Annotated in this window: 19 protein-coding genes; 15 read left to right on the forward strand and 4 right to left on the reverse strand. The window is 35.8% G+C overall.

Going from position 1 to position 20747, the window contains the following annotated elements; genetic code table 11:
• Window positions 1-115 precede the first annotated feature (115 nt).
• From miaB to ACMAZI_RS04510, 4 genes are all read left to right on the forward strand, one after another.
• Window positions 116-1591, forward strand: coding sequence for a tRNA (N6-isopentenyl adenosine(37)-C2)-methylthiotransferase MiaB (miaB, locus tag ACMAZI_RS04495; RefSeq protein ID WP_412473694.1), 1476 nt, complete (start codon window positions 116-118; stop codon window positions 1589-1591).
• A gap of 84 nt (window positions 1592-1675) precedes the next feature.
• Window positions 1676-2296 (forward strand): hypothetical protein, encoded by a 621-nt coding sequence (locus ACMAZI_RS04500; protein ID WP_114705395.1) that lies wholly within the window; start codon window positions 1676-1678, stop codon window positions 2294-2296.
• Window positions 2284-3327 carry an aminopeptidase gene (locus ACMAZI_RS04505; protein ID WP_412473693.1) on the forward strand — a complete coding sequence of 348 codons (1044 nt, stop codon included), beginning with the start codon at window positions 2284-2286 and terminating at the stop codon, window positions 3325-3327. The genes ACMAZI_RS04500 and ACMAZI_RS04505 overlap by 13 nt, the downstream gene beginning before the upstream one ends.
• A 24-nt stretch (window positions 3328-3351) precedes the next feature.
• The gene (locus tag ACMAZI_RS04510; protein ID WP_334678116.1) at window positions 3352-4287 is read left to right on the forward strand and encodes a hypothetical protein; all 936 of its coding nucleotides are present in this window, start codon (window positions 3352-3354) and stop codon (window positions 4285-4287) included.
• Window positions 4288-4298: 11 nt separating this feature from the next.
• Here ACMAZI_RS04510 and ACMAZI_RS04515 read toward each other — a convergent pair whose 3' ends face one another.
• Window positions 4299-5117 (reverse strand): hypothetical protein, encoded by an 819-nt coding sequence (locus tag ACMAZI_RS04515; RefSeq protein WP_114705392.1) that lies wholly within the window; start codon window positions 5115-5117, stop codon window positions 4299-4301.
• A 121-nt stretch (window positions 5118-5238) separates the two neighbouring features.
• On the opposite strand from ACMAZI_RS04515, the gene ACMAZI_RS04520 reads away from it, so the two are divergent.
• Both ACMAZI_RS04520 and ACMAZI_RS04525 read left to right on the forward strand, forming a co-directional pair.
• On the forward strand, window positions 5239-5658 hold the full coding sequence (locus ACMAZI_RS04520; RefSeq protein WP_133296857.1) for a hypothetical protein: 420 nt from the start codon (window positions 5239-5241) through the stop codon (window positions 5656-5658).
• Window positions 5639-6037, forward strand: a complete 399-nt coding sequence (locus tag ACMAZI_RS04525) for a hypothetical protein (protein ID WP_412473692.1) — start codon at window positions 5639-5641, stop codon at window positions 6035-6037. The genes ACMAZI_RS04520 and ACMAZI_RS04525 overlap by 20 nt, the downstream gene beginning before the upstream one ends.
• Here ACMAZI_RS04525 and ACMAZI_RS04530 read toward each other — a convergent pair.
• Window positions 6017-6802: a hypothetical protein gene (locus ACMAZI_RS04530; RefSeq protein WP_412473691.1), complete on the reverse strand. Its 786-nt coding sequence runs from the start codon at window positions 6800-6802 to the stop codon at window positions 6017-6019. The two genes, ACMAZI_RS04525 and ACMAZI_RS04530, sit on opposite strands and share 21 nt — an antisense overlap.
• Window positions 6803-6986: 184 nt before the next feature.
• Between ACMAZI_RS04530 and ACMAZI_RS04535 the strand changes: the two genes are divergently transcribed.
• Window positions 6987-8450, forward strand: coding sequence for a hypothetical protein (locus ACMAZI_RS04535; RefSeq protein ID WP_412473690.1), 1464 nt, complete (start codon window positions 6987-6989; stop codon window positions 8448-8450).
• 2 nt (window positions 8451-8452) lie between these two features.
• On the opposite strand, the gene ACMAZI_RS04540 is transcribed toward ACMAZI_RS04535, so the two are convergent.
• Together ACMAZI_RS04540 and ACMAZI_RS04545 are read right to left on the reverse strand one after the other, a co-directional pair.
• Entirely contained in the window at window positions 8453-10081 is a 1629-nt protein-coding gene (locus ACMAZI_RS04540; protein ID WP_334678119.1) for a ChaN family lipoprotein, read from the reverse strand.
• A 15-nt stretch (window positions 10082-10096) separates the two neighbouring features.
• Window positions 10097-12952, reverse strand: a complete 2856-nt coding sequence (locus ACMAZI_RS04545) for a hypothetical protein (protein ID WP_412473689.1) — start codon at window positions 12950-12952, stop codon at window positions 10097-10099.
• Window positions 12953-13207: 255 nt separating this feature from the next.
• On the opposite strand from ACMAZI_RS04545, the gene ACMAZI_RS04550 reads away from it, so the two are divergent.
• From ACMAZI_RS04550 to ACMAZI_RS04585, 8 genes are all read left to right on the forward strand, one after another.
• Complete coding sequence (locus ACMAZI_RS04550) at window positions 13208-14140, forward strand: hypothetical protein (RefSeq protein WP_133296855.1); 933 nt, start codon at window positions 13208-13210, stop codon at window positions 14138-14140.
• Window positions 14141-14159: 19 nt separating this feature from the next.
• Window positions 14160-14735: an RsmD family RNA methyltransferase gene (locus ACMAZI_RS04555; protein WP_114705384.1), complete on the forward strand. Its 576-nt coding sequence runs from the start codon at window positions 14160-14162 to the stop codon at window positions 14733-14735.
• Window positions 14736-14786: 51 nt separating this feature from the next.
• Window positions 14787-15266, forward strand: a complete 480-nt coding sequence (coaD, locus tag ACMAZI_RS04560) for a pantetheine-phosphate adenylyltransferase (protein WP_114705383.1) — start codon at window positions 14787-14789, stop codon at window positions 15264-15266.
• Window positions 15266-16495 carry a pyridoxal phosphate-dependent aminotransferase gene (locus ACMAZI_RS04565; RefSeq protein WP_114705382.1) on the forward strand — a complete coding sequence of 410 codons (1230 nt, stop codon included), beginning with the start codon at window positions 15266-15268 and terminating at the stop codon, window positions 16493-16495. The genes coaD and ACMAZI_RS04565 overlap by 1 nt, the downstream gene beginning before the upstream one ends.
• A 64-nt stretch (window positions 16496-16559) precedes the next feature.
• Window positions 16560-17561 carry a hypothetical protein gene (locus tag ACMAZI_RS04570; RefSeq protein WP_412473688.1) on the forward strand — a complete coding sequence of 334 codons (1002 nt, stop codon included), beginning with the start codon at window positions 16560-16562 and terminating at the stop codon, window positions 17559-17561.
• A 3-nt stretch (window positions 17562-17564) separates the two neighbouring features.
• On the forward strand, window positions 17565-18707 hold the full coding sequence (locus ACMAZI_RS04575) for a hypothetical protein (RefSeq protein ID WP_412473687.1): 1143 nt from the start codon (window positions 17565-17567) through the stop codon (window positions 18705-18707).
• Window positions 18708-18825: 118 nt separating this feature from the next.
• Window positions 18826-20151: a PhoH family protein gene (locus ACMAZI_RS04580; protein WP_412473686.1), complete on the forward strand. Its 1326-nt coding sequence runs from the start codon at window positions 18826-18828 to the stop codon at window positions 20149-20151.
• Between the two features lie 13 nt (window positions 20152-20164).
• Window positions 20165-20728: a PilZ domain-containing protein gene (locus ACMAZI_RS04585; RefSeq protein ID WP_114705378.1), complete on the forward strand. Its 564-nt coding sequence runs from the start codon at window positions 20165-20167 to the stop codon at window positions 20726-20728.
• The last annotated feature ends 19 nt before the right edge of the window (window positions 20729-20747 follow it).

Consider the following 20747-nt stretch of genomic DNA (forward strand, 5'->3'; position numbering starts at 1 on the left):
GATGTTATCTCATAGCTTTTCGCTAGGTTTTATCGTAATTTCAGCTATTTATATACTAATGTTCAGGACTTTTGGCCCGTACTACTAGCGGCGTCTCTGGGCAAATGAGGTTTTTATGGAAAATCAGACTAACGAATTAAATTCTCCAAGTGGTTTAGGTGTAAGTAAGCAAAATCACGTAGTAACATCATTCTTAGACGAAAATACTGGAGATCGTATCATTCGATTAGGTGATGTGGATTTTCCACCTCGTAAAGTTTGGATGAAAACTTACGGTTGTCAGATGAATTATCATGACACTGAAAGAATTCTTGCTCATTTAAAAAATCTCAATTTTTCACATACTGAAGATCTAGATGAAGCAAGTTTAGTACTTTTTAATACGTGTGCAGTAAGAGAACTTGCAAATAATAAGTTTTATTCACAATTAGGTGAGTTGAAACACTTAAAAAAGAAGAAAGGTGAAGAATTAGTTGTTGGAGTAGGTGGTTGTGTTGCCCAAACTGAAGGAAAGGATCTTGTAAAAAAATTCAAACACCTGAATTTTGCTTTTGGCCCAGACACTATTGATACAATTAACGATATGGTTTACCGAACTTATGCAGGAGATAATAAGTTTTCCGTTAATACTTGGGACCGCTCTTCCAATTTTTCAATTGAAACAAAGATTAATCACGGAACACCACAGGCATTTGTTAATATTATCAAAGGCTGTGACAAATATTGTACTTACTGTATCGTTCCTTATACACGTGGTCGCGAACGTTCTAGAAAGCAGGCCGAAATTGTTGAGGACGTAAGAAGACTCGTTGAATATCAAGGAATTCAAGAGGTTATGCTTCTTGGTCAGAACGTAAACTCGTTTGGAAAAGAAAATGGAGAGCGTATATCTGATCTAATTATGGAATTAGATCAAATTAATGGCCTAGAAATTCTAAGATATACGACTTCACACCCATATGATGTAAGTGATGATCTTATCGCTGCTCATGGTGAAGCTAAGAAATTATCAAAACACTTACACCTGCCTGTTCAATCAGGTTCAAATACCGTACTTCAAAGAATGAATCGTGAGTACACGAAAGAACATTACCTTGGTCTATTAGAGAAACTTCGTAAGGCCCAGCCAGAAATCGTTCTTTCTACTGATATTATCTGTGGATTTGTAAATGAAACAGATGAAGAACATAAAGAAACACTAGATCTACTTGAGAAAGCTCAATTTGATTTCATCTATTCTTATGTCTACTCTCAAAGAAGTAAGACTCGTGCAGCTAAGATGGAAGACTTCTTAACACAAGAAATTAGAAAATCTCGATTGCATGAAGTTCAGGCCTTCCAACTTTCTATCCAGGAAAAGATCCGCTCTACAATGGTTGGAAAGACGTATCGTGTTCTTGTAGAAGGGGCAAATACAATGAAAGGTGAGACTAAGTGGAAGGGGAGAACGAATTGTAATCGCGTGATTCACTTCAAGGGACCAGAAGATCTTAATCTAAAATGGCACTGGGTTGATGTGAAATGTATCAGTACAACAGCTCTTTCATGTCAGGGTGAACTTCTTCAAGACTTAGGAAGACGCTTACAATAGCCCGAAATAACAAGGGTTTGGAGTTCTTTGCCTAAATGACTATTAGTGAGCTTTAAAGTTGTAAGATATCTATGAGGATATTTTATGATTAAAAAGACGTTAATTAAGTATTTTATTTTAAGCTTTATAACTTCACTTTCCTTTGGAATGACTGAGCTTGATCTCGATTTCAATTATAATAAGAATATTTTGGGCTCAAATAGAGAGTCATTTGATCGAACAAGAACTTATGCAGGCTCTTTAACTTTTTATTTTCTAACTTATACAGGAATAGAATTTAATATCGCCCATTCTGAGAATGAAATCTATGGAAAGTATGACAATAGTGGTGTTAGTTCAGGCCTTGTAATTCAAAATGAGACAACTAATATTGAAACTCGTAGTTATGGAATAGGGATAAGGCAGGCTTTTTCAAGTCGAAAGTCTTTTATACAACCTCTTTTATCTCTTGGCTGGAGTCATCAGGAATATACTTTAAAATCAAGAACGCTTGTTACAGATCTTGATACATCCACTGATTACCTAATTGAATCTCAGGAAGATAAGACAAAATATAGTGCCATGTTTGCTGCCTTTGCGTTAAAATTTAGATTAACACGATTCATTTCATTAAAAGGGTCTGTTAAAACTGTATTTCGTGCCTTTGAATTTGAAGAAGCACGAGATCAACTCTCATATAACGCTGGGATCTCATGGATTTTTTAAGACTTGGACTGCTTCTTACGATTACGACCTCTTTTATATCATGTGCAAAAATAAGCTATTTAACAGAGCAGGGGATAGGACAAGTTGATATCTTATGGAGCGCACGAGATAATAAAGACGTTCTTTTGGATCCCAAAGTAAAGCCTGAGTATAAAGAAAAAATCAAGAAAATCGAAACTTACAAAAAGTATTTTTATAATTACTGGGATAAAAAGCCAACAGAGATCTATTCACAAACAACTCTACTTAAAACTCGTGCCGTAACTTATTTAGTTATAGCTTCAAGACCAAATGAAGTTAAGCCTCGCAAAGAATGTTTTGCTTTTTATGGATGTTTTCCTTATCTGGGGTTTTTCAAAGAAAGCTCTGCTAGAGAATTTGCACGTGAGTTGGAAGAATCGGGTTACGAAACCTATGTGAGAGATGTGCTGGCATACTCAACCTTAGGAAACTTTGATGATCCAATACTATCTTCATTCTTTGAGTATGGAAGATATAGTTTAACTGAAACTATTTTTCATGAACTATTTCATACAATCTTCTTTGTTAAGAATGAAGTGGACCTCAATGAGAATCTCGCTAATTACTTTGGTAAACAGATGCTTATTGAGTATTACAAAGATGACCCAAAGCTAGATGAATACTTAAAGAATCTCAAACTGAATTCAAAACTTAAGGCTTCAATTACTGAACACGCTAAGAAACTTAAAGAAATTCTTCGTAGCAGTGAAGATTGGCAGGCCAAGAAAGACCAATACCTAAATGAGACGATGCCTCGTGAGCTAGAAGAGCTATGCCTAGAGCTTAACGCCAAGAAGTGCTGGCCAAAGAAAATGAAGTGGAATAGTGCATCTCTTGCAGCATTTATGACTTATGAAAAGAGCCAGTCCTATATTGAAGACTACGCTCAAAAATTTCAAGGTGATCTTAGAAAGCTATTGGCCGATATTGAAGCAAAGTATCAAAAGTTTGAAGATATCGATACTGAGTTAAGTTTTGAAGAGTATCTATTTAAAAATAATTCCAAATAATGAAATAAATGCTATCTTCTAATTATGAAGCATATATTCTTTATCGATCCAATTGAGAAATTAGTCACAAAAAAAGATTCCACTATTCTTATGGCCTTAACGGCACAAGAAAAAGGAAACGAAGTCTTTGTTTTATTTGAAGATGACTTCTACATTAAAAATGTAGGTCAGGTTAGCTTTGATTGTTATAAAATCACTGGTGACATCAATGAAAACTTCTACATTGAAAACTTCCAAGTAAATGAGAAAGAGAAGGTAACTCTATCTCATGAAGTAATACTTCATATGCGAATTGATCCACCATATGATTCACGCTATCAGCGATATTTATGGATGCTCGACTTTTTAGAAAGTAAGACAGCTGTTCAGGTTAAAAATAATCCAATTGGAATTATGAAACATAATGAAAAGCTAGAAGCTTACTTATTAGAAAATAGTCTTGAGAGCTATGTTGGAACGTCATTAAATGGAGTGAAGAGCTTCGTTGAAAAAATTAGCGCTCAAGGCGTACGAGAATTGATTTTAAAGCCTCTTGATCTTTATCAGGGAATAGGTGTTGAAAAAATCAGTGTAAACGAGCTAGAGGCTAAATTTAAGGCCAAATGCGATGAGTTTAAAGGCCCAGTTGTTGTGCAACAATTTGATGAGTCAGTTTACGCTGGCGAAATTCGCTCAATATTCTATCGTGCAAAAGAGATTGGAACAATCTTGAAGGTTCCACAAGAAGGTGAGTACCTGGCCAATATTGCACAAGGTGCTAAGTATTCTGCTGTGGACTTAGATCCAAAAGTTAAAAACGAGTGTGAAGAAGTTTGTAAGAAGCTTATGAATGACGGAGTAGACTTAGTCGCCTTTGATATTTTAGGAAATCGTTTATCTGAAGTTAATGTGACATGTCCAGGTCTAATGGTGGAGGTTTCTTCTGCTATGAAAAGAAACCTCGCACTTGATTTATTTTAAGAAATTTAGAATTACATTCTAGGTGCAGATGGTGGAAAGTCTTTTGTGTAATCAGTTGAGAACTGAAGATCAAAAGAAACACAATCATTTTGCCAAACAGAAGACATCTGGCAATATCCAGCAATCGCTGGATCATCACTGCTATAGCCTTGATTTAGATAGTATTGGCATGACCAATCCCATTGAACGTCAAGAACGTCAATAACAACAGGTCCTGCTGTATTTGGAATATAGCTTCCTGAAAATTCTTTAACTTTTGAAACTTTATCAGTGGCAATATCGCCGAAAGTAACAGTTCGGTAACTACACGTACCGCTTTCACTTCTAATACATAATTTAATTTTAAGTTTTTCATATGGTTGAGGGTTGTAATGACATTTTACCCCATAAGAGTCCATTGTTCCTTGGGCAGGAGCTTGTCTTGGACGAACACGAATATTTAAACGAGAATCAGTATAGAGAATAAGTTGTCCATCACCAAGGCTTGTTGAAGACCACCAAGCATTTGATCCATTTACACGAGAGTTACCGTGAAGAGTAATTCCTTCGATTGTATAGAAATCTTGTGTCTGACCACCATCGGCCACTCCACCTTCATTACCATCTCCATAACCATCACCTGGAGTTGTATCTTCATTATTTCCATTATCACCCGAACCTGAGTCGTCTCCCCAGTCTGTGCCACCGTTATTCCAACCATTGTCTGAGCCTCCAGATCCACCCCAGCCATTACCTGTGCTTGAGTTGTAATCAGCTCTTTTATTTGTAGGCTGGACGCAACTAACTAAGGTTAGTAACGCGATTGCAGTGATAAAAGTAAACTTTTTCATGTTATCCTCGTTCTTACATTTCCTCACTATTTTATCGGTAATTCATTGAATATACTTTAATCTTCATATAAGTAGCGAAAATTGCTATGGCATTTTTCCTAAAGATTGCTAAAATTAAATTGTGTTAGTTAGAAAAGAAATTATACGTAAATTAGTGGATCAATATTATCAGGTAGCAAACTACCTAATTGAAGATCAGCTTCAGGCCATGCAATTAATTATTGATGTTGCAACAGGGGCCAGTGAAGAAGATGAAAGCTTCCTGTATAAGATTGATAATGATTATTTTGAGAGGCAATTTCTCTTACGTTTAATTTCACTTGCAACTAAAAGGTCACAGCAGACAAAGACAAAAGGGAAACTCCTTAATCATGTAAAGAAAAAAGCCTGTATTTATCTTTTCGAAATTCGAGGGGAGAGTGTCGATAATATCGCAATGGTTTTAAATATTTCACATCAAGAAGTCCTGGCCTATATTGATCATATACAAATGAACTTTGCTACGGCACAAGAGAGAGATAATGGACGCCCACTTAACTAATTTAAATAAAGCTCGATCACAGTGTTTCTTTGCTAAAAAGATGACTTATTTTGAAAGTTCAGACTTTGTTCACAATGAAGAGCATTTATCTAATTGTGAAGACTGCCGTTTAAAAATAGCTCAATTTGATTTACAAAAAGAATTAATATTAAAGGATTTTGCAGGTTTTGCGGCGGATGAGGAAATATCTCAGGACTTAGAAGCAGAGCTTGAAGAAATTATTCCGACTATCACAAGTGATGATTCACAGATGACATTACCAAAAAGAACTTACTCTCTTTCTGTGAAGGATTTTTTTGTATTTTTAATTTTTGGAATACCTCGAAAGATACAGCTTTTTGTTGTAGCTTCTTTAATCCTAGCGGCGTGTATTTACTGATAAAGAGAAGATCGCATAATACTTTCCATCTTCATCTTTTAGGTCTTTTACAATATTAGGAATCTTATTCATTTTACCTAAAGCATTTTCAAAGATTTTATGAATATCATCGTCTTCTGAAGACTCTAGGATCTTTACAATCTCTGCATTTCCCAACTCATCGTAGCGAACGACGGCCTTAAGTTTTTGAGCACTCGCATTACGAAGAGAGTTTTCAACATAAGGCCTCTCGTTGATTCGATCTCGAACTGAGATTTGTACAGAGTTAATGTATTGAGTTGCTACACGTTTATAGAATGCGTAAAAAACTTTCTCAAACTCATTGAGTTCATCAGGGCTTATGCCCTTTGGAGGGAGAAAAGTTACTGAGGCATCTTGAATAGTATCAAGCTGCTTAGACCAATTTGCACTTTTAAAGCTCTCTTGTGAGATCTTCTTTTGAATATATTGATTTCTTTGAATTGAGCCTCTTTTTTGCAATTCAAGAACTTCTTTTTCTTTCTTCTTAGAAATTGCTGCACGAGAGCTTTTTACTTGCTGATCAACTTTTTTGAAATCGTTCTTACTGTAGGCGAGTTGACCGAAGAGGTTATTATTATCTTGGGCCTTTTTCACACCAAGCTTTCTTACATCAACCTGTTTGAACTTAACTTTTAAGGGCCTTTCTTGCACTAACTTCTGATCGCTATCATCATTGATGACATAGCCTAGCAAAATAGCATGCAGCAAGAGCGAAAATAGAGTAGCAACATAAAGGTTGATCATATTTCTCCAGTGAAATCTTAATGATTTCTCATAATATTCTAGCATTTTAGTCCGTTGGGGACAAAAATTTCCCTTAAAACTGGTAAAAATTGTCTACTCTTTCATCTGGACTAATGAATAGGTAGAATTAAAGTGTGGTAAAGCCACTGCTGTAAATGATTTACGTAATTTTAAGGACTTATGGATGAGTAAACCTGTTAAATACAAATTTTCAAAGGCAAGAGTCGCAATCTTGACCGTATCTTCGATATCAATATTGACCATTGCTTATATGCTAAGCGGTGTTTCAAACAAATATAAGTTGGTATCAACAATCCAAAATGGAATTCAAATATGTAGTACTCGTGTTCAGCAAACGTATACAGCAGCGGTTGCAGGTGACATGAATTCAACTTACATGGACAGCAATTTTACTTCTCAAACAGGGGAGTGCTTTGCCCAAGTTACAGATTTAATGAATGAGTACGGTAAGTTCTCTTCAGCTATTATAAAGAAGTTCAATACAGTAAGTTCAAATGTTCACTGGTTCCATGAGAGTCTAAGAAGTACAGGGAAAGGGTTTTCTGTAACAGATCAGAACTTCTCAAAGAATATTGATGAAAAATACTCTCAATTTGAAGATGCTGCTGATGCAGGATCAATTTTGATTGAAAATCATGTTGAAACAATTTCTTCTTCTTTATCAAATATTAAATTATCACTTGCTCTTATAGCGGCCGTTTTCCTCTTTACTTTTGTTTGGGAAGCAGTATTTAGAAAAATTGTTCTAAGACGCCGTAAGGAATTAGAAGATGAAGCTTTAAGTTTACTAATGCTTAATCAAGATGAGAATTTTGATGAAATCGAAAGTGTAATAATGAATGCGTTAGAGCTTAATGAAATGAAACATTGCTCAAAGCTTTATTCTGCACAAAAGCAGAGCTTTAGAAAAGAGAAGAGAAAGTCTACAATTTCAGCTAATGAAAATAAGACTTTTGGAATGCTTCTTTCTAATGACGATACAGATGCAAAAGAAGTGGCCGATGAAATTTGGTCAATGAGTGAAGATAGTAACGCTCAAGAAAGTGAGAAGAATCTTGATGAGTCAAATGTTCCAATGGTTAAAAGTTGTGAAATCTCATCTGTTAATCGCTTTATCGCTTGTAAAGTCCAAGATCAATTCAAAGACCAAGGAATTGAGTTTTCAATCGATACTCAAGAGAGAGAAATTCTTGGTGAGCGTGAAACAATTGAACAAATCCAATACAGTATCCTTACAGATGCTGCCAAAAATACTTTAAAAGCTGCTGAGGAGAGTGAAGAAAAAACTCTTCAAAAAGTTGAAGTTCAAGGGAAAACTCTAGGAGCTATCTACTACTTAAGTATTTCATCTTATGGTGATAATAAGAGTGGGGTAGAGCTTGAAACTTCTGTGCAAATTGTAAGAGAACTTTTAAAAGACATCTCTGGGCGTCTTGAACTAGCAAACCTTTACAATGATGATCTTCAGCCAGTTGGACGAAAGTATAAGCTTATTTTTAAGACGAAAGATATCAATCAAGTTGCGCTTCAAGAAAAGAAAGAAGAGCCTAAGAGTGAAGAGTCTAATAAAAAGGTTACTCGCATTGAAAAAGGTACAAAGCGCGAAATCATGCAACGCCTGATGTAGTTTTAGAACTCGCGTTTTTTAAGACTTTTAATCGAAACTAATTTTCCAATTTCATTTAAGATACTGAGGTAATTTTCATTTGAGTAGTCATCAGTGACTACCAAGTGAAATACCTCTTTGTACTCTGGTCTCTTTGTAGCAAAGAAATAGTCAAAGATAATATCTGCAAGCATATGAGAGACTTTTCTTGCTGTTTTATGAAGTTGATAAATATCTAGCCCTTTAAGCTCATCATTAATAATTACTTTCTTATTGCAAAGCTTTTTACAGGCTTTAAATACTTGCTGATCACTCTTTTTGATATTTCGATTGGCGCGAGACATGTACTGAAAGTCTTTATACATATTACATTTTCTATATGGATTAAAAAGCTTAGAGCAGAAGTAGGCACTGATGTAATTATGGATTAAATAAACAAATAGTCCGGTACGATCGCGTTTATTAAAGAACTCTAAGATTTCCTTATCAGGTACTTTAAGCTTTGCCTGATAAATATGAATACCAGCTAAGTAAGAGATACGATTAACAGAATAGCTAGAGCAATAATAGGCCTTTTTTCCTGGAAGTTTGAACGTTTTACCGTGTTCAATAAGCTTTTTGTAAAAAGACTGGGCCTTCTTTGATTTTACCTTTGAAATTGTTGTTTTAACTCTTTTAAGGTTTTGTTGATCAAAGATACGAAAATCTTCAAGCTCTCCGATTGCAATATCGAGATCGAGAGTATTGTTGATTTCATGACAAAAGTAGGCGAAGTTATCAACGATATTATCTGAAAACTTAAGTGTTCCTGTTTCGATGATATATTCGTGAATATCAAAATTGGGATCATCAGCTAAGTGCTCATACCAATAGATTTGCGACTCATACTTTAGCCATGGAGGAGAGTTAACGAGAACAAACTCTCTTAAGTTATATTTTACAATTTGATCTGATCTAAGCTTTCCTTTCTTAACAAGTTGCCAGTAAACCTCGTCAGTATTTTGATGAATAATAGTTTGAACGACGTTCTTTTTATTGAGATCAAAAACTTTTTGAGGAAGTTTATTTGGTACGATATGTAGCTCTCCAAATAAGATGAGAAGCTTATGATCAGGATTTTCTTTGTGGTATCGGGTAATAGTCTTGGCCGCTTGGTTGTCTCTTTGGTTGAGATTTCCTTTTGTATTAAGGGCGATAATTGGAATATTATGTTTCTTAGCAATTTCAAAAAAGATCTTGTAATAGGTCCATGGAAAGCGCCAAGAGTTCTTATAGTTAATAGACTCGAGAAACTCTAATTCCGTAATAGCACCCCTTAGAAACGAATCGATAAAGAATTGATGATTGATATGGATAAACTCCACACCAATAGCAAATTGGTAATCATTCTTTGCTAGGATACGAATGATTCTCTCAAGGTTACGTGTACTCTGATCAAAGGTGTGAAAGTCTCCCAGATAAATAATGTCTGAAGTATCAATTGATTGGTAGAGTTGATTGATTGTAGATGACTCAAACTCACGGCGAGCATAGCGTTGTTGATCAGTTCGATACTTCTTTAATAGCTTTGAGGGCTCTCCTTCAAGAGAGTTAGCTTTATTTTTAAAATATCGATAGATATTCCAATGAGTTTCATCGACCCTAAGTTGCATAAGTCTATGATATCACTAGTTATTTATTTGACCAATAATTATATTATTTAGAGTCGTGCTAATGAGTTGATATGTCTCGTTCACTTCCTTGGCCACTTGGTCCTGAGCACTTAAGACAGCATTTAATTCTTGTGCACTTGGTACTTCAAGAGACTGAAGTATTGTTGAGATTGCAGTACCTTTGGCACTTGAAAGAATGAATTGAATGAACTTGAGAAGTTGTTGATCACCATGCAACTTGATGATTTCAACGTCATTTGAAACTAGCTTTAAGAAAGTAGTATGTTCACTTTTTTCCAGAATTGCACTTGTCAGAGGTAAGTGTACCTGGCTTCTGTCACTCATAAGTGTTTCAAGGTATACATCTTGATTATTTGGGTAAATTTGAAACTTTGGTAATTCAACAATTCTTTGAATCAGCGATGGGTTCGTGAAGTCATAATTTGCTTGAATCTTTCCACTTGAGATCTGATCACTATAATTTCCAATGATAATCTTTAAGTGAGAAAGGATACAGCTTGTATGCCATGGCCATTTTTTCGATAGAAGATTGATCGTATCAATCTTGTTACTAAAGAGCTGTTTATATGTAGCGAAGCTTAAGCTTATAATTGAATCTCTTGAAAGAGTAATATCTTGAAGTGATTCAATATGGTAGTCCGGTAGAAACTCAGTGCGTTCTAGGAATTTTGGAATCAGCATTGCATTGAGTTTCGCTTTTGTTTTCTTTAGTCCACCATTAAAAGTCAGCTGAGTAATTTGCTTACCAATTGTAGTCTTAAAGAACTCCCTAAATAAGTTAATATTTAAGTTTGAGATCTTTGGTAGAAGACCGAAATACTGGAAGTAAGCATAACCGTATTCTTCAACTTTTGCTTTTAATGAGTCAATTGAAGTTAGCTCAAGTTTTATGTCATTCTCATTAGTGAAGTCTACAATTAGTAGGTAAGGGTAGCGCTCTTGAGGATTCATATTGAAACCAAGTAGGTCATAACCTTCTTCATCTCTTGAGTTTGATCGGTAATTTGATAGAGATTCAACACTGAAGAATTGATCAAATGGAATACAACTCTTAGTTAAATTCTTAAAATATTGTGGGTGAGTAATCTTGTCACTCTCACTATTATTACTTAATAGCTTTCCGTTAAGAATCGCATCTTGATGGAATTCAAATGATAATCCACATTTTGTTTCATTAGAAAATAGTGGAGCATCAATTGATTTCTTATTTGCAAATAATTTATCTAATTCTTCAACGAAGAAGTCGAATTTCGAGAAGTGAGTCAGGTCACCGTTCATGTTAACTGTCAGGCAAGACTCTTTTAAAAGTGCTGAGTTAACATCTGGGTTTCCAAAGATATCAAGTTTGTTTTCAACAATTCTCTTAGAGAAGATATATAGGTAGCGAGGAATTTCTCCTTTACCTTTTAACCCTTCAAAATTGATACGCATACGTAATTTGTATTGCTTTAACAGGGCCTCGTTCTTATTTGCATGAGAAGGAACAAATAGCTTCTGATTTGAGAAAACATACATATATCCACTATTAGATAGATGCTCACCATTTTGCATAATATTTGTAATTAGAAAGTGGTGTGGGTTCTTCTTTGGAATATTAACAAGGTTTACAAGAATTCTGTCGTAGATACTTTGTTCAACTTCTGTTGAATCGAGCAGAGAGAATTGTCCGCTAGCAGAGACTCTCGACTTATTAGACTTCTGTTTAAATAAAGAAACAATAAGAGAAATAGGATCCTTTTGCTGTTTCGGTGCTAAGTAAACAAGGAAAGTCATATACTGAATTTCTTGGAAGATCTTTAAGTATTGACCAGTAACGTAGTTATCACCACGGAATTCTGGGCAAATTACTTCTTGCCACATTTCATTTGAGTTATTCTCCTGAGCAATCCAGTGAGAAATTGTCAGTGAGTTTAGAAAGTCTCCAGTAAAGAGAGAACTTAGGCAGTGTGGAGCATCATTGAAGCTAAAGTAACCATTGTGGTTCTCAATCCACTTTGGAAAATTAACAAGAAGATTATTAATCATTAAACCAAAGTTTCTGTTACTGAAAGCATGTGAATACTTATCTGTTTCGTTGTTAAATAGAACAACTTCTAATTCATTTGGTATTTCGTGATTTAAAACCTTAAAAAACTCTATTGGGTTTAAGTCTTTAAAGATTGAATTGAGCTCAACAATGCTGTCACCAAAGTTTTCATTTGGCCTAAACCAGCTATATTCATTTGTCCCAAGGGCACGACTTGATAATTCTCTAGAGCTTGATACCTTAAAGATCTTACTTAAAGTTGAGTTTGGATTTAAGATTTCTTTCTTAGTTAATGTTTTAGAATAGAATGCACTCAGTTGGCTGATAAAGCGTACTTTTAAAATATAAACGCTAATAGAGCGTAGGCAGTAGACCTTAAGAAACTCTTGAGTTAGCTCATAACTAGGAGCATTCTTATTGTCGAGGTTCTCCCAGAACTGGTTGAAGTCTGAAATACCCTCTGGATGAACTTTATTATACTTAGTGTAGTCTACGAATTCTTGGTAAAGAGACTGTCTAAGACTTCTATTACGAGAACGAAATGATTTAACCTGTGCTTTTGCTTCATCAAATAATTCAAAAACAATCTTTTTAAATTTTACACTTCCCTTAGTGAGTAAGCTTTCGCCTCTCCATTTTGGTAGGATATGCTCTGAAACAAGAAATTCACCGGCATTGATGCTTGGAAGTGAAGACTGAGCAGTGCTGGCCGCACCACTAGGCTGCTCTGAAGGAAAACTTTCCTTTTGAGCTACGCTTGGACCTTGGGTCTCAGCAATATTATTTATCAGCCAATTCTTAGCCGAAAATGATTCGTTCTTCACAGTGTTGTTGATTCCAAATTTTTTTTAATTCCCAGTAAAACCAAATTTTAAGCCAGACTAACTCCTTAACTTATCCATCGGAAAGTTAACTTTCTAAACTGTTAAGGGAAAGTCATGTGTTGCGTCCTTAAAATCGGTAGTAAAATATAACGATGGCCACTCATCTTGTCATGTAAAAAAACAATTTTCCGTTAAGAAAAGCTTTGTAAATACCTGAAACTATGTATGCGATATTTCTTAAAGTTTCTGTCATCTATGACGAAGAGAGTCAGTGACAATGATTCAGTAAATGGAGTTCATATGAGTGGAAATAGTTCACAAAATGCAGCTGCAAAAAGTGCAGAAAAAGGTTTTTCAGAAAACGAGTTAGACGACATCATGGCAGAGTTTGCTAGTCTTGATGCTGAGCTTACAACAAGTGGGCCATTAGCAGAGGAAGAGCAAGTTAAAGAAGAAGTGCCAGTTGTTGAAGAGGTTAAGGCCGAAGAAGTGGAGACTCCTGAAGTTGAAGCCGCACCAGAAGAACCAGCTGCTGAAGCTGAACCTGTTGCTGAAGAAATTAACCCTCTCGATGAACTAGAAGCTGCAACACAAGCTCCTGTAGAAGAAGAACTTCATGTTGAAGATTTTCCTGCCGCAGAGGAGTTTGAAGAAATTAGTGCTGAAGCAACTCCAGCTCCAGAAGAAAAAACAGAAATTATTTCAGAAACAGATCTTATGGAAGCTTCATCTGAAGACGAGGCCAATCCAACTCCTTCAATTGCTGAGGCATTTGGAGAAGGCTTTGATGAAGCAGAGATGGATGCCATTATGAAAGATCTTGAAGATATTGATGCTTCAGCAGGACCTGCTCTTGAGATGGAAGAAGAGGTTGAACCAGAAGCTCATGAAGAAAATGTTGTTGCTATGAAAAAGCCTGAAGAAGTGGTTGAAGTACAGCCGACAACAGTTGCAACTCCAGCAGCTGGAACAGGTGAAGTGGCTTTCAGTGCAGCGGGTAATATGAATTTCAACGTTAATCTAACAATTGCTGGCTCTCAAGCGACACTTAGTGTACAAGATGGTTGCTTTAAATTAACGATGAATGGAGTTGATATCTCAATTACAGAGGAAGGCTGTAAGGCCTTTATTGAAGGTGGAGTAAACTTTAATATTCCACTTCCAACTGATAAGAAGGATGTCGCTTAAGACTTAAAAAAGGTTTTCAATGGCCATAAATATATTGGGTGGGCATGCGAAAGGGCATGCCCTTTTTGTTCCCCCTGTTTCAATTACACGTGCAACAACAGTTATGCTAAGACGTAAGTTTTTTGATGCACACCAAGATTTAACAAATTGCCTATTTATTGATCTTTTTGCTGGTAGTGGAGCTATGGGCTTTGAAGCTTGCTCTCGTGGAGCGCAAAGAGTGATCTTAGTAGAAGATAATCCAAAAGCAATTTCAGTTATTAAGAAGAACAAAGCTTCAATGAATAAGAAAGTTGATACTTCAAATATTGAAGTTATTAAGCAAAAAGCTCAGGTATATATTAAGAATATCGTCACATCAATTAAGACTGACTTATATGATGAAGTACATCTCTTCATCGATCCACCTTATGAAATGAAGGCCATCTACTTCGAGATTTTAAAGATTTTAAGAGAATCTGATTTTCAAGGTGAAGTATGGTTGGAGTCAGATCGTCAAAAAGGAGTAGTGGAGGATGATCTCAAGAAGCATTCCTTTACTTTCTCTAAAGTTTACAAGCAAGGAACGAGTTATATTGCAAGAATTGCAATGTAGCTAGCTACCATATAAAATTAAGTCATATAAATTAAAAGAAATAGGAACTCAATGAAAAGAGCAATTTATCCAGGTACGTTTGATCCTTTTACAAATGGACACAAAGATATCTTAATGAGGTCATTAAGTGTTTTTGACGAAGTCATTATTCTTGTTGCCCACAATCGAAACAAGAAGCCTTTCTTCACTGCAGACGAAAGAGTTGCGATGTTAGAGGAGACTTTTAAAGATGAGCCAAGAGTAAAAGCTGATAAATGGGAAGGCCTTATTGTTGACTATGCTAAAGAAAATGAAATCAGCTCAATAATTCGTGGCCTAAGACCAACAGGTGACTTTGAAGCTGAATTTCAAATGGCATCAATGAATAAGAGACTCTATCCTGAAATCGAAACAGTTTTCTTTATCACGGAAAGGGATAATTATTACGTATCAAGTTCTTTAGTAAAAGAGATCCATAAACATGGTAAACTCATTAAAGAATTTGTACCTGATACTATTTTTAATTGGATTAATAAAAAAGGAAAAGTTTAATGACAAATGTCTCAAAACGTTCTGAAGATATCAACGAAAGTATTACTTTAAAACTTAATGCAAAGGCCGTTGCTTTAGCAAAGGAAGGGCAAAAAGTTTATAACTTAACAGCGGGGCAACTTCCATATCGTCCACCTAAAGAGCTAGTAGAAGCGATTCGTGGAGAGTTGGACTTTTTAAAAAGTTTTCAATATAGCCCTGTTGCAGGTGATGGTGAGTTACTTGAGAAGTTAATTGATTATGTGGAAACATCGAGATCAATTAGTTTTGAAGACTACGATCATCGCTTTGCTGCTACTGTTGGAAATGGTGGAAAGCATGTTCTGGCAAATATCTTTGCTGCCCTTGTAAATCCTGGAGATGAAGTTATTGTTTTCGCTCCTTATTGGATCTCTTATCCTCAAATGATTAAGTTGAATGGGGGAGTCATCAAAGTTGTAGAGGCTTCTATTTATAATGCTTTTGAGCCAGACCTTGAAAAGCTAAAAGAACTATTAAGTGATAAAACAAAGGCCATCATTTTAAATAGTCCAAATAATCCATCTGGCGTTTTTTATAATGAAAAATGGATGAAAAGCTTCGCTGAAATTATTAAGCCATTTGAAAATACTTATGTAATTTCAGATGAGATTTACTACGAATTAAATTACTACGATCCAAGACCTACTTATTTTTATCAATACGATCGTGAGCTCTTATCTCGTACAATAATCGTGGACGGGATATCTAAAAGCTTAGCTTCAACTGGCTTAAGACTTGGTTATTGTATTGCTCATGAAGATATTATTAGTGCTATTAAAAAGATTCAGGGGCATACTGCGTCTGGTTCTTGTTCATTAATTCAAAGAGCATTACTGCGTTATAATTTAAATCAAATTGATGAATACCTCTCGCCTGTAAAGAAGCATCTTCGAGAAAATTCATTAATTCTTAGAGAAGTTCTTAGAGAGAATCAACTTGAAAAATGTTGGTATCAGGTGACATCAGCTTTTTATTTTCTAATGGATTTTTCAAGCGCACCAATTATTGAAAAATTTAAAAAGAGTGAAGACGATCAAACTGATTATTCTGTTCAGATTTGTGAACAATTACTTGAGGAAAAAGGTGTGGCGATGGTGCCAAGTGGTGATTTCGGTCTACCAAATTGTGCCAGAATGTCACTTGTACTACCAAAAGATGACTTTAGGGACGCAATTATTGCATTGTCTGAGTTTTTAACTCGGGAATAGTGCTGATACTTCGGTATCTCGTTCCCACTACCAATTAAAGCTATTCTTAAGAGATAATTAAGCTGTGAATAAACTAATCGTTCTAGCTACTTATCTCTTATTTCTTCTTTCAGTCTCTTCTTGTGGAGTCGATGATGAACTCGAGCTTCAAAGAGACTATCTCTATGTTGAAGATCATCTTACTTCAGGAAATTGTGATAAGGCCTTAAGCGCAATGCTTTCAATGAAAGAGCAGAGTGGGGATGCTACTTATTATAAACTCCTGGCCTCTTCTTATGCGTGTAAAGCAGGATTTACTGTCACAGGTTTCTTTGCAAATGAAATTATAAAAATTGTAGCCGGAGCCGAAATTTTAAGTGGTTTATCGAGTTTTACTATTGCTCAAGAGATGACTAATATCGATAGCCTCGACTATTACTATATCACTAAGGCCGTGGACACTCTTGTTTATTCAGGTGGTGTTGGGCCCGTTACAAAAAATCCTTCAGCAACTCTAAGGATTCAAACATTTGGTTCTTATGGAGCCGCCGATATCAATTCCCTTTTGATGTATTTACTCTTTGTTAAAAACGGTATGAATATGGCCTTCTATGGTAATTCAGATGCAACTGGTGCAAAGGGTGCAGGTACTGTTGGAACGAATGTCTGTCTTTATCAATATGCTGATATGGGTGATGCAGACCTAGATGCATATGTAGCTTCAATTTCTGGAAGCATGGGAGTCTGTGATGACACTGCAGACGAGGGGAGTGCTGAGCTTAAAAATGGCGACGGAAGTATTAAGCTAGATCGCGCATGTGGCCTTATGACAGATTTTAATAACCTTATTGATGTTCTCTCTAATCTTACCATCGGTAATGTTAGTGATGCCGACCTCGTTACTCTCTTAAGTGATGTCTCGACAGTTCAAGATGCTTTTACAGCTGGTCCTGTTGCAACATTTGGCCTATCTAATAATTTAATAACAGTTAAAAATACAGATGAATGCGTAACTGAATTCACAGGAAGTGAAGAGCAAGTTGGCTTTTATATGGCCTCATTTTTTGAAACGCTACACTCAAGGTAATCATTGAAAAACTTCACAAGGCTCATATTTATTATTTGCTTAGGGTTATCGACGATATCAACGCAGGCCTTTGAGAAATTCCAATTAGGTCAATCTCCAAAAGCAAGACTAATGGGAAATGCTTGGATGGGATTAGCAAACCAAGATACTTTTACAATTTTTTATAATCCAGCAAGTCTTGGTGGTAATTACGATATTGATTTGTCTCCTGTAAACTTAACTGTTGCTGGACCTAATGCCCTTGATGATCTCGATCGTTTTTCTAATTTACCAAATGATGCGGATGCCATTGCTGATCGACTCTTAGGATTTCCTCTTTATTTAGAGTTATCTAATTTTTCAACGATCAAAGCACATCACTTTTCGTTTTCTTACTTCACACAAAACCGTGCCAATATTGTTTTAAAGAATCGGGTAAACCCTGCATTTGATGTTGATTACAGCTATGACCGTGGCTTTATCACAGGATTTGCTTTTAATTTAATTGGTGGAAGTCGAAATAAACAAAACCAGAAAATTATGACAGGTGAGAGACTCTCAATTGGTTATTCTTTTAAATATTTAAGTCGTGAAGGTACAAAAGATAAATTTGATCTATTCTCTACAAATATAATCAGTAAAGTTGAAGCTGGTTTCGCTTCTATCGAAGATATTAAAAATACTTTCGGATACTCAAAAGGAGCAGGTACAGGTCATGATATCGGAATTGAGTATGCCAATGGTTGGGGAAATACTGAGTTTGTAGCATCACTAGCAATTCTCGATATTGCAGATACTCACTTTGAAAAAGAATACGGAGACAATAGCGTTCCAAAGATTAACATGGCCATTAATTCTGGTTTTGCCTTTAAGCAAGACTTTAAGGTCTTTGATTATGCTCTTGCCTTAGATATCAAACCATTAAATCAGGGACTCGACTTTGGCCGCATGATGCATCTAGGTGCTCAGGTGAATATTCCATTCTTTGGTTTTTTTGCAGGAATCGGTGAAGGTTATCTAAATTATGGTGCTGAGCTTAGAATGTGGCCTGTCACACTTACACTTGGTTACAATAGTGTTGAGATCGGTGCAGATTACAAGCAAACAGAAGGTGATAGGCTATTTGTTTTCCTATCTCTTTTTGATGTTTCAATGGATATCTTTTAATTACAATACTCTTCGCACTTTGCTGCGCATTCCCAATTCCCCTTTTTCTTTGACATCCCTTTCGGCGATAACTTAAAATTTAGGTAAGAGAGGATTCCTCCCATCAATTCTTAATGTCATGGAGGGCATTTTGACTAGAAAAACCTTTGTTCTTGATACTAACGTATTACTATTTGATCCTAATGCTATTAATAAATTTGGTCCAAACGACGTCTTTATTCCACTTGTTGTAGTTGAAGAAGTTGATCGTTTTAAGAAAGACCAAAATGAGAATGGCCGTAACGCACGTTACTTTTCTCGTATCATCGATGAACTTCGTCAAAAAGGTTCTCTTGTTGATGGTGTTGAATTAGATAATGGCGGAACACTAATCATTTCAGTTGATCGAGCTGTTGATAATCAAGAGGAAACGATTGATTTATCAATTAATGACAACTTAATTTTGGCCTCTGCAATCTTTCTAAAAGAGCAAGGTGATGATGTTACGTTAATTACAAAAGATATCAACTTAAGAATTAAATCAGATATCCTGGGAATCACAGCTGAAGATTACGGGATGAAAGATATGAAGATAGAGGAGATCTATAGCGGTTATCGTTATCTACCTCTACCTAAAGATAAGTTAGAAGAATATGAAAAGAATCGCTTCCTACAATTAGAAAACTGGGAAGAATTAGAAATTTTTCCAAATGAGTATTTAATTGTTCATGAAGAAGGAAATGATCGTAGAAGACTTCTAGGACGTTTTTCTAAAAGCAAGCTAGGAATTGTTCCTCTAATCCCAATGAGAGAAGGGATCTGGGGTATTTATCCAAAGAATATGGAGCAACAATTTGCTCTTGATGCTCTACTAAATGATGATATTAAATTAGTCTCACTTGTTGGGAAGGCCGGTACAGGTAAGACTCTTCTTGCCATTGCAGCAGGTCTTGAAATGACGATTAATCAAGAAAAGTATTCAAGACTACTTGTTTCTCGTCCAATTCAACCAATGGGAAGAGACCTTGGTTATTTACCAGGTGACGTAAATGATAAGCTAGGTCCTTGGATGCAACCGATTTTTGATAATATGGACTTCCTCTTTGATCAAAGAAGAGCTGGAACAAGTTCGTCATATGTTGATCTAATGGATCACGGACTTCTTCACATTGAACCACTGACATATATTCGAGGTCGTTCAATTCCTGGACAATACTTAATTGTTGATGAGGCCCAGAACCTTTCACCACACGAAGTTAAGACAATTGTTACTCGTGCCGGTGAAGGAACGAAGATCATCCTAACAGGTGACCCGTACCAAATTGATAGTCCATACCTTGATGAGGTAAACAACGGGCTTAGCTATGTTGTTGAAAGGCTAAAGACGGAAGATATTATTTCTCATACGCAGCTGACTGTTGGTGAGCGTTCTGCGCTTTCTGAAACAGCTTCGAAGCTACTTTAGGAGTTAGAAACCAGTGTCACGTTCAAATCGTCAATATTTAAGAGCGCCTGTTAATCAAGAGATGCTCTATCTTTGTGACGATTATGTACTAAAGGCAAAGTGTTCTAATATTTCTGAAGGTGGAATGTTAATTTCTGATATGGGGCGCGTCCCTGAAAAGTCGCGCTTCCATACAATGATATCTCTTATTCAATATCCTGAATTTTCAAAACTTAGCACACAGAAACTATTAAGTATTGATCACAGTGCTTTTGATATTGAAGTATTGCGATGTGAAGTTGATGTTGTTCGCTCTTTTGAAGGACTGTCAGAAGTTGAAAAAATTCTTCTACCCTCAATTGGTGCGAAGTTCAGTGAAGTGAGTTCTGGAAATATGGCCTTGATTAAAGCCTACGTTCAAACTTTTTCAAAAAATATGATTTATCTCTTAACGCAATTTGAGAACTCATCAAAGAAGAAGGGTAATATTGTTCAACTTAGAAAGACTGCCGCTTTACTCGGCTACGATTCATCACTAAAGATTCCACTTCTTCGAGCAAAAGTCTTACACGATTACCAATCACTAGAATCATTATAATTTAGAATAATAAGGCCCA

The sequence above is a fragment of the Halobacteriovorax sp. YZS-3-1 genome, assembly GCF_047084945.1.
GTDB classification, from domain to species: domain Bacteria; phylum Bdellovibrionota; class Bacteriovoracia; order Bacteriovoracales; family Bacteriovoracaceae; genus Halobacteriovorax_A; species Halobacteriovorax_A vibrionivorans.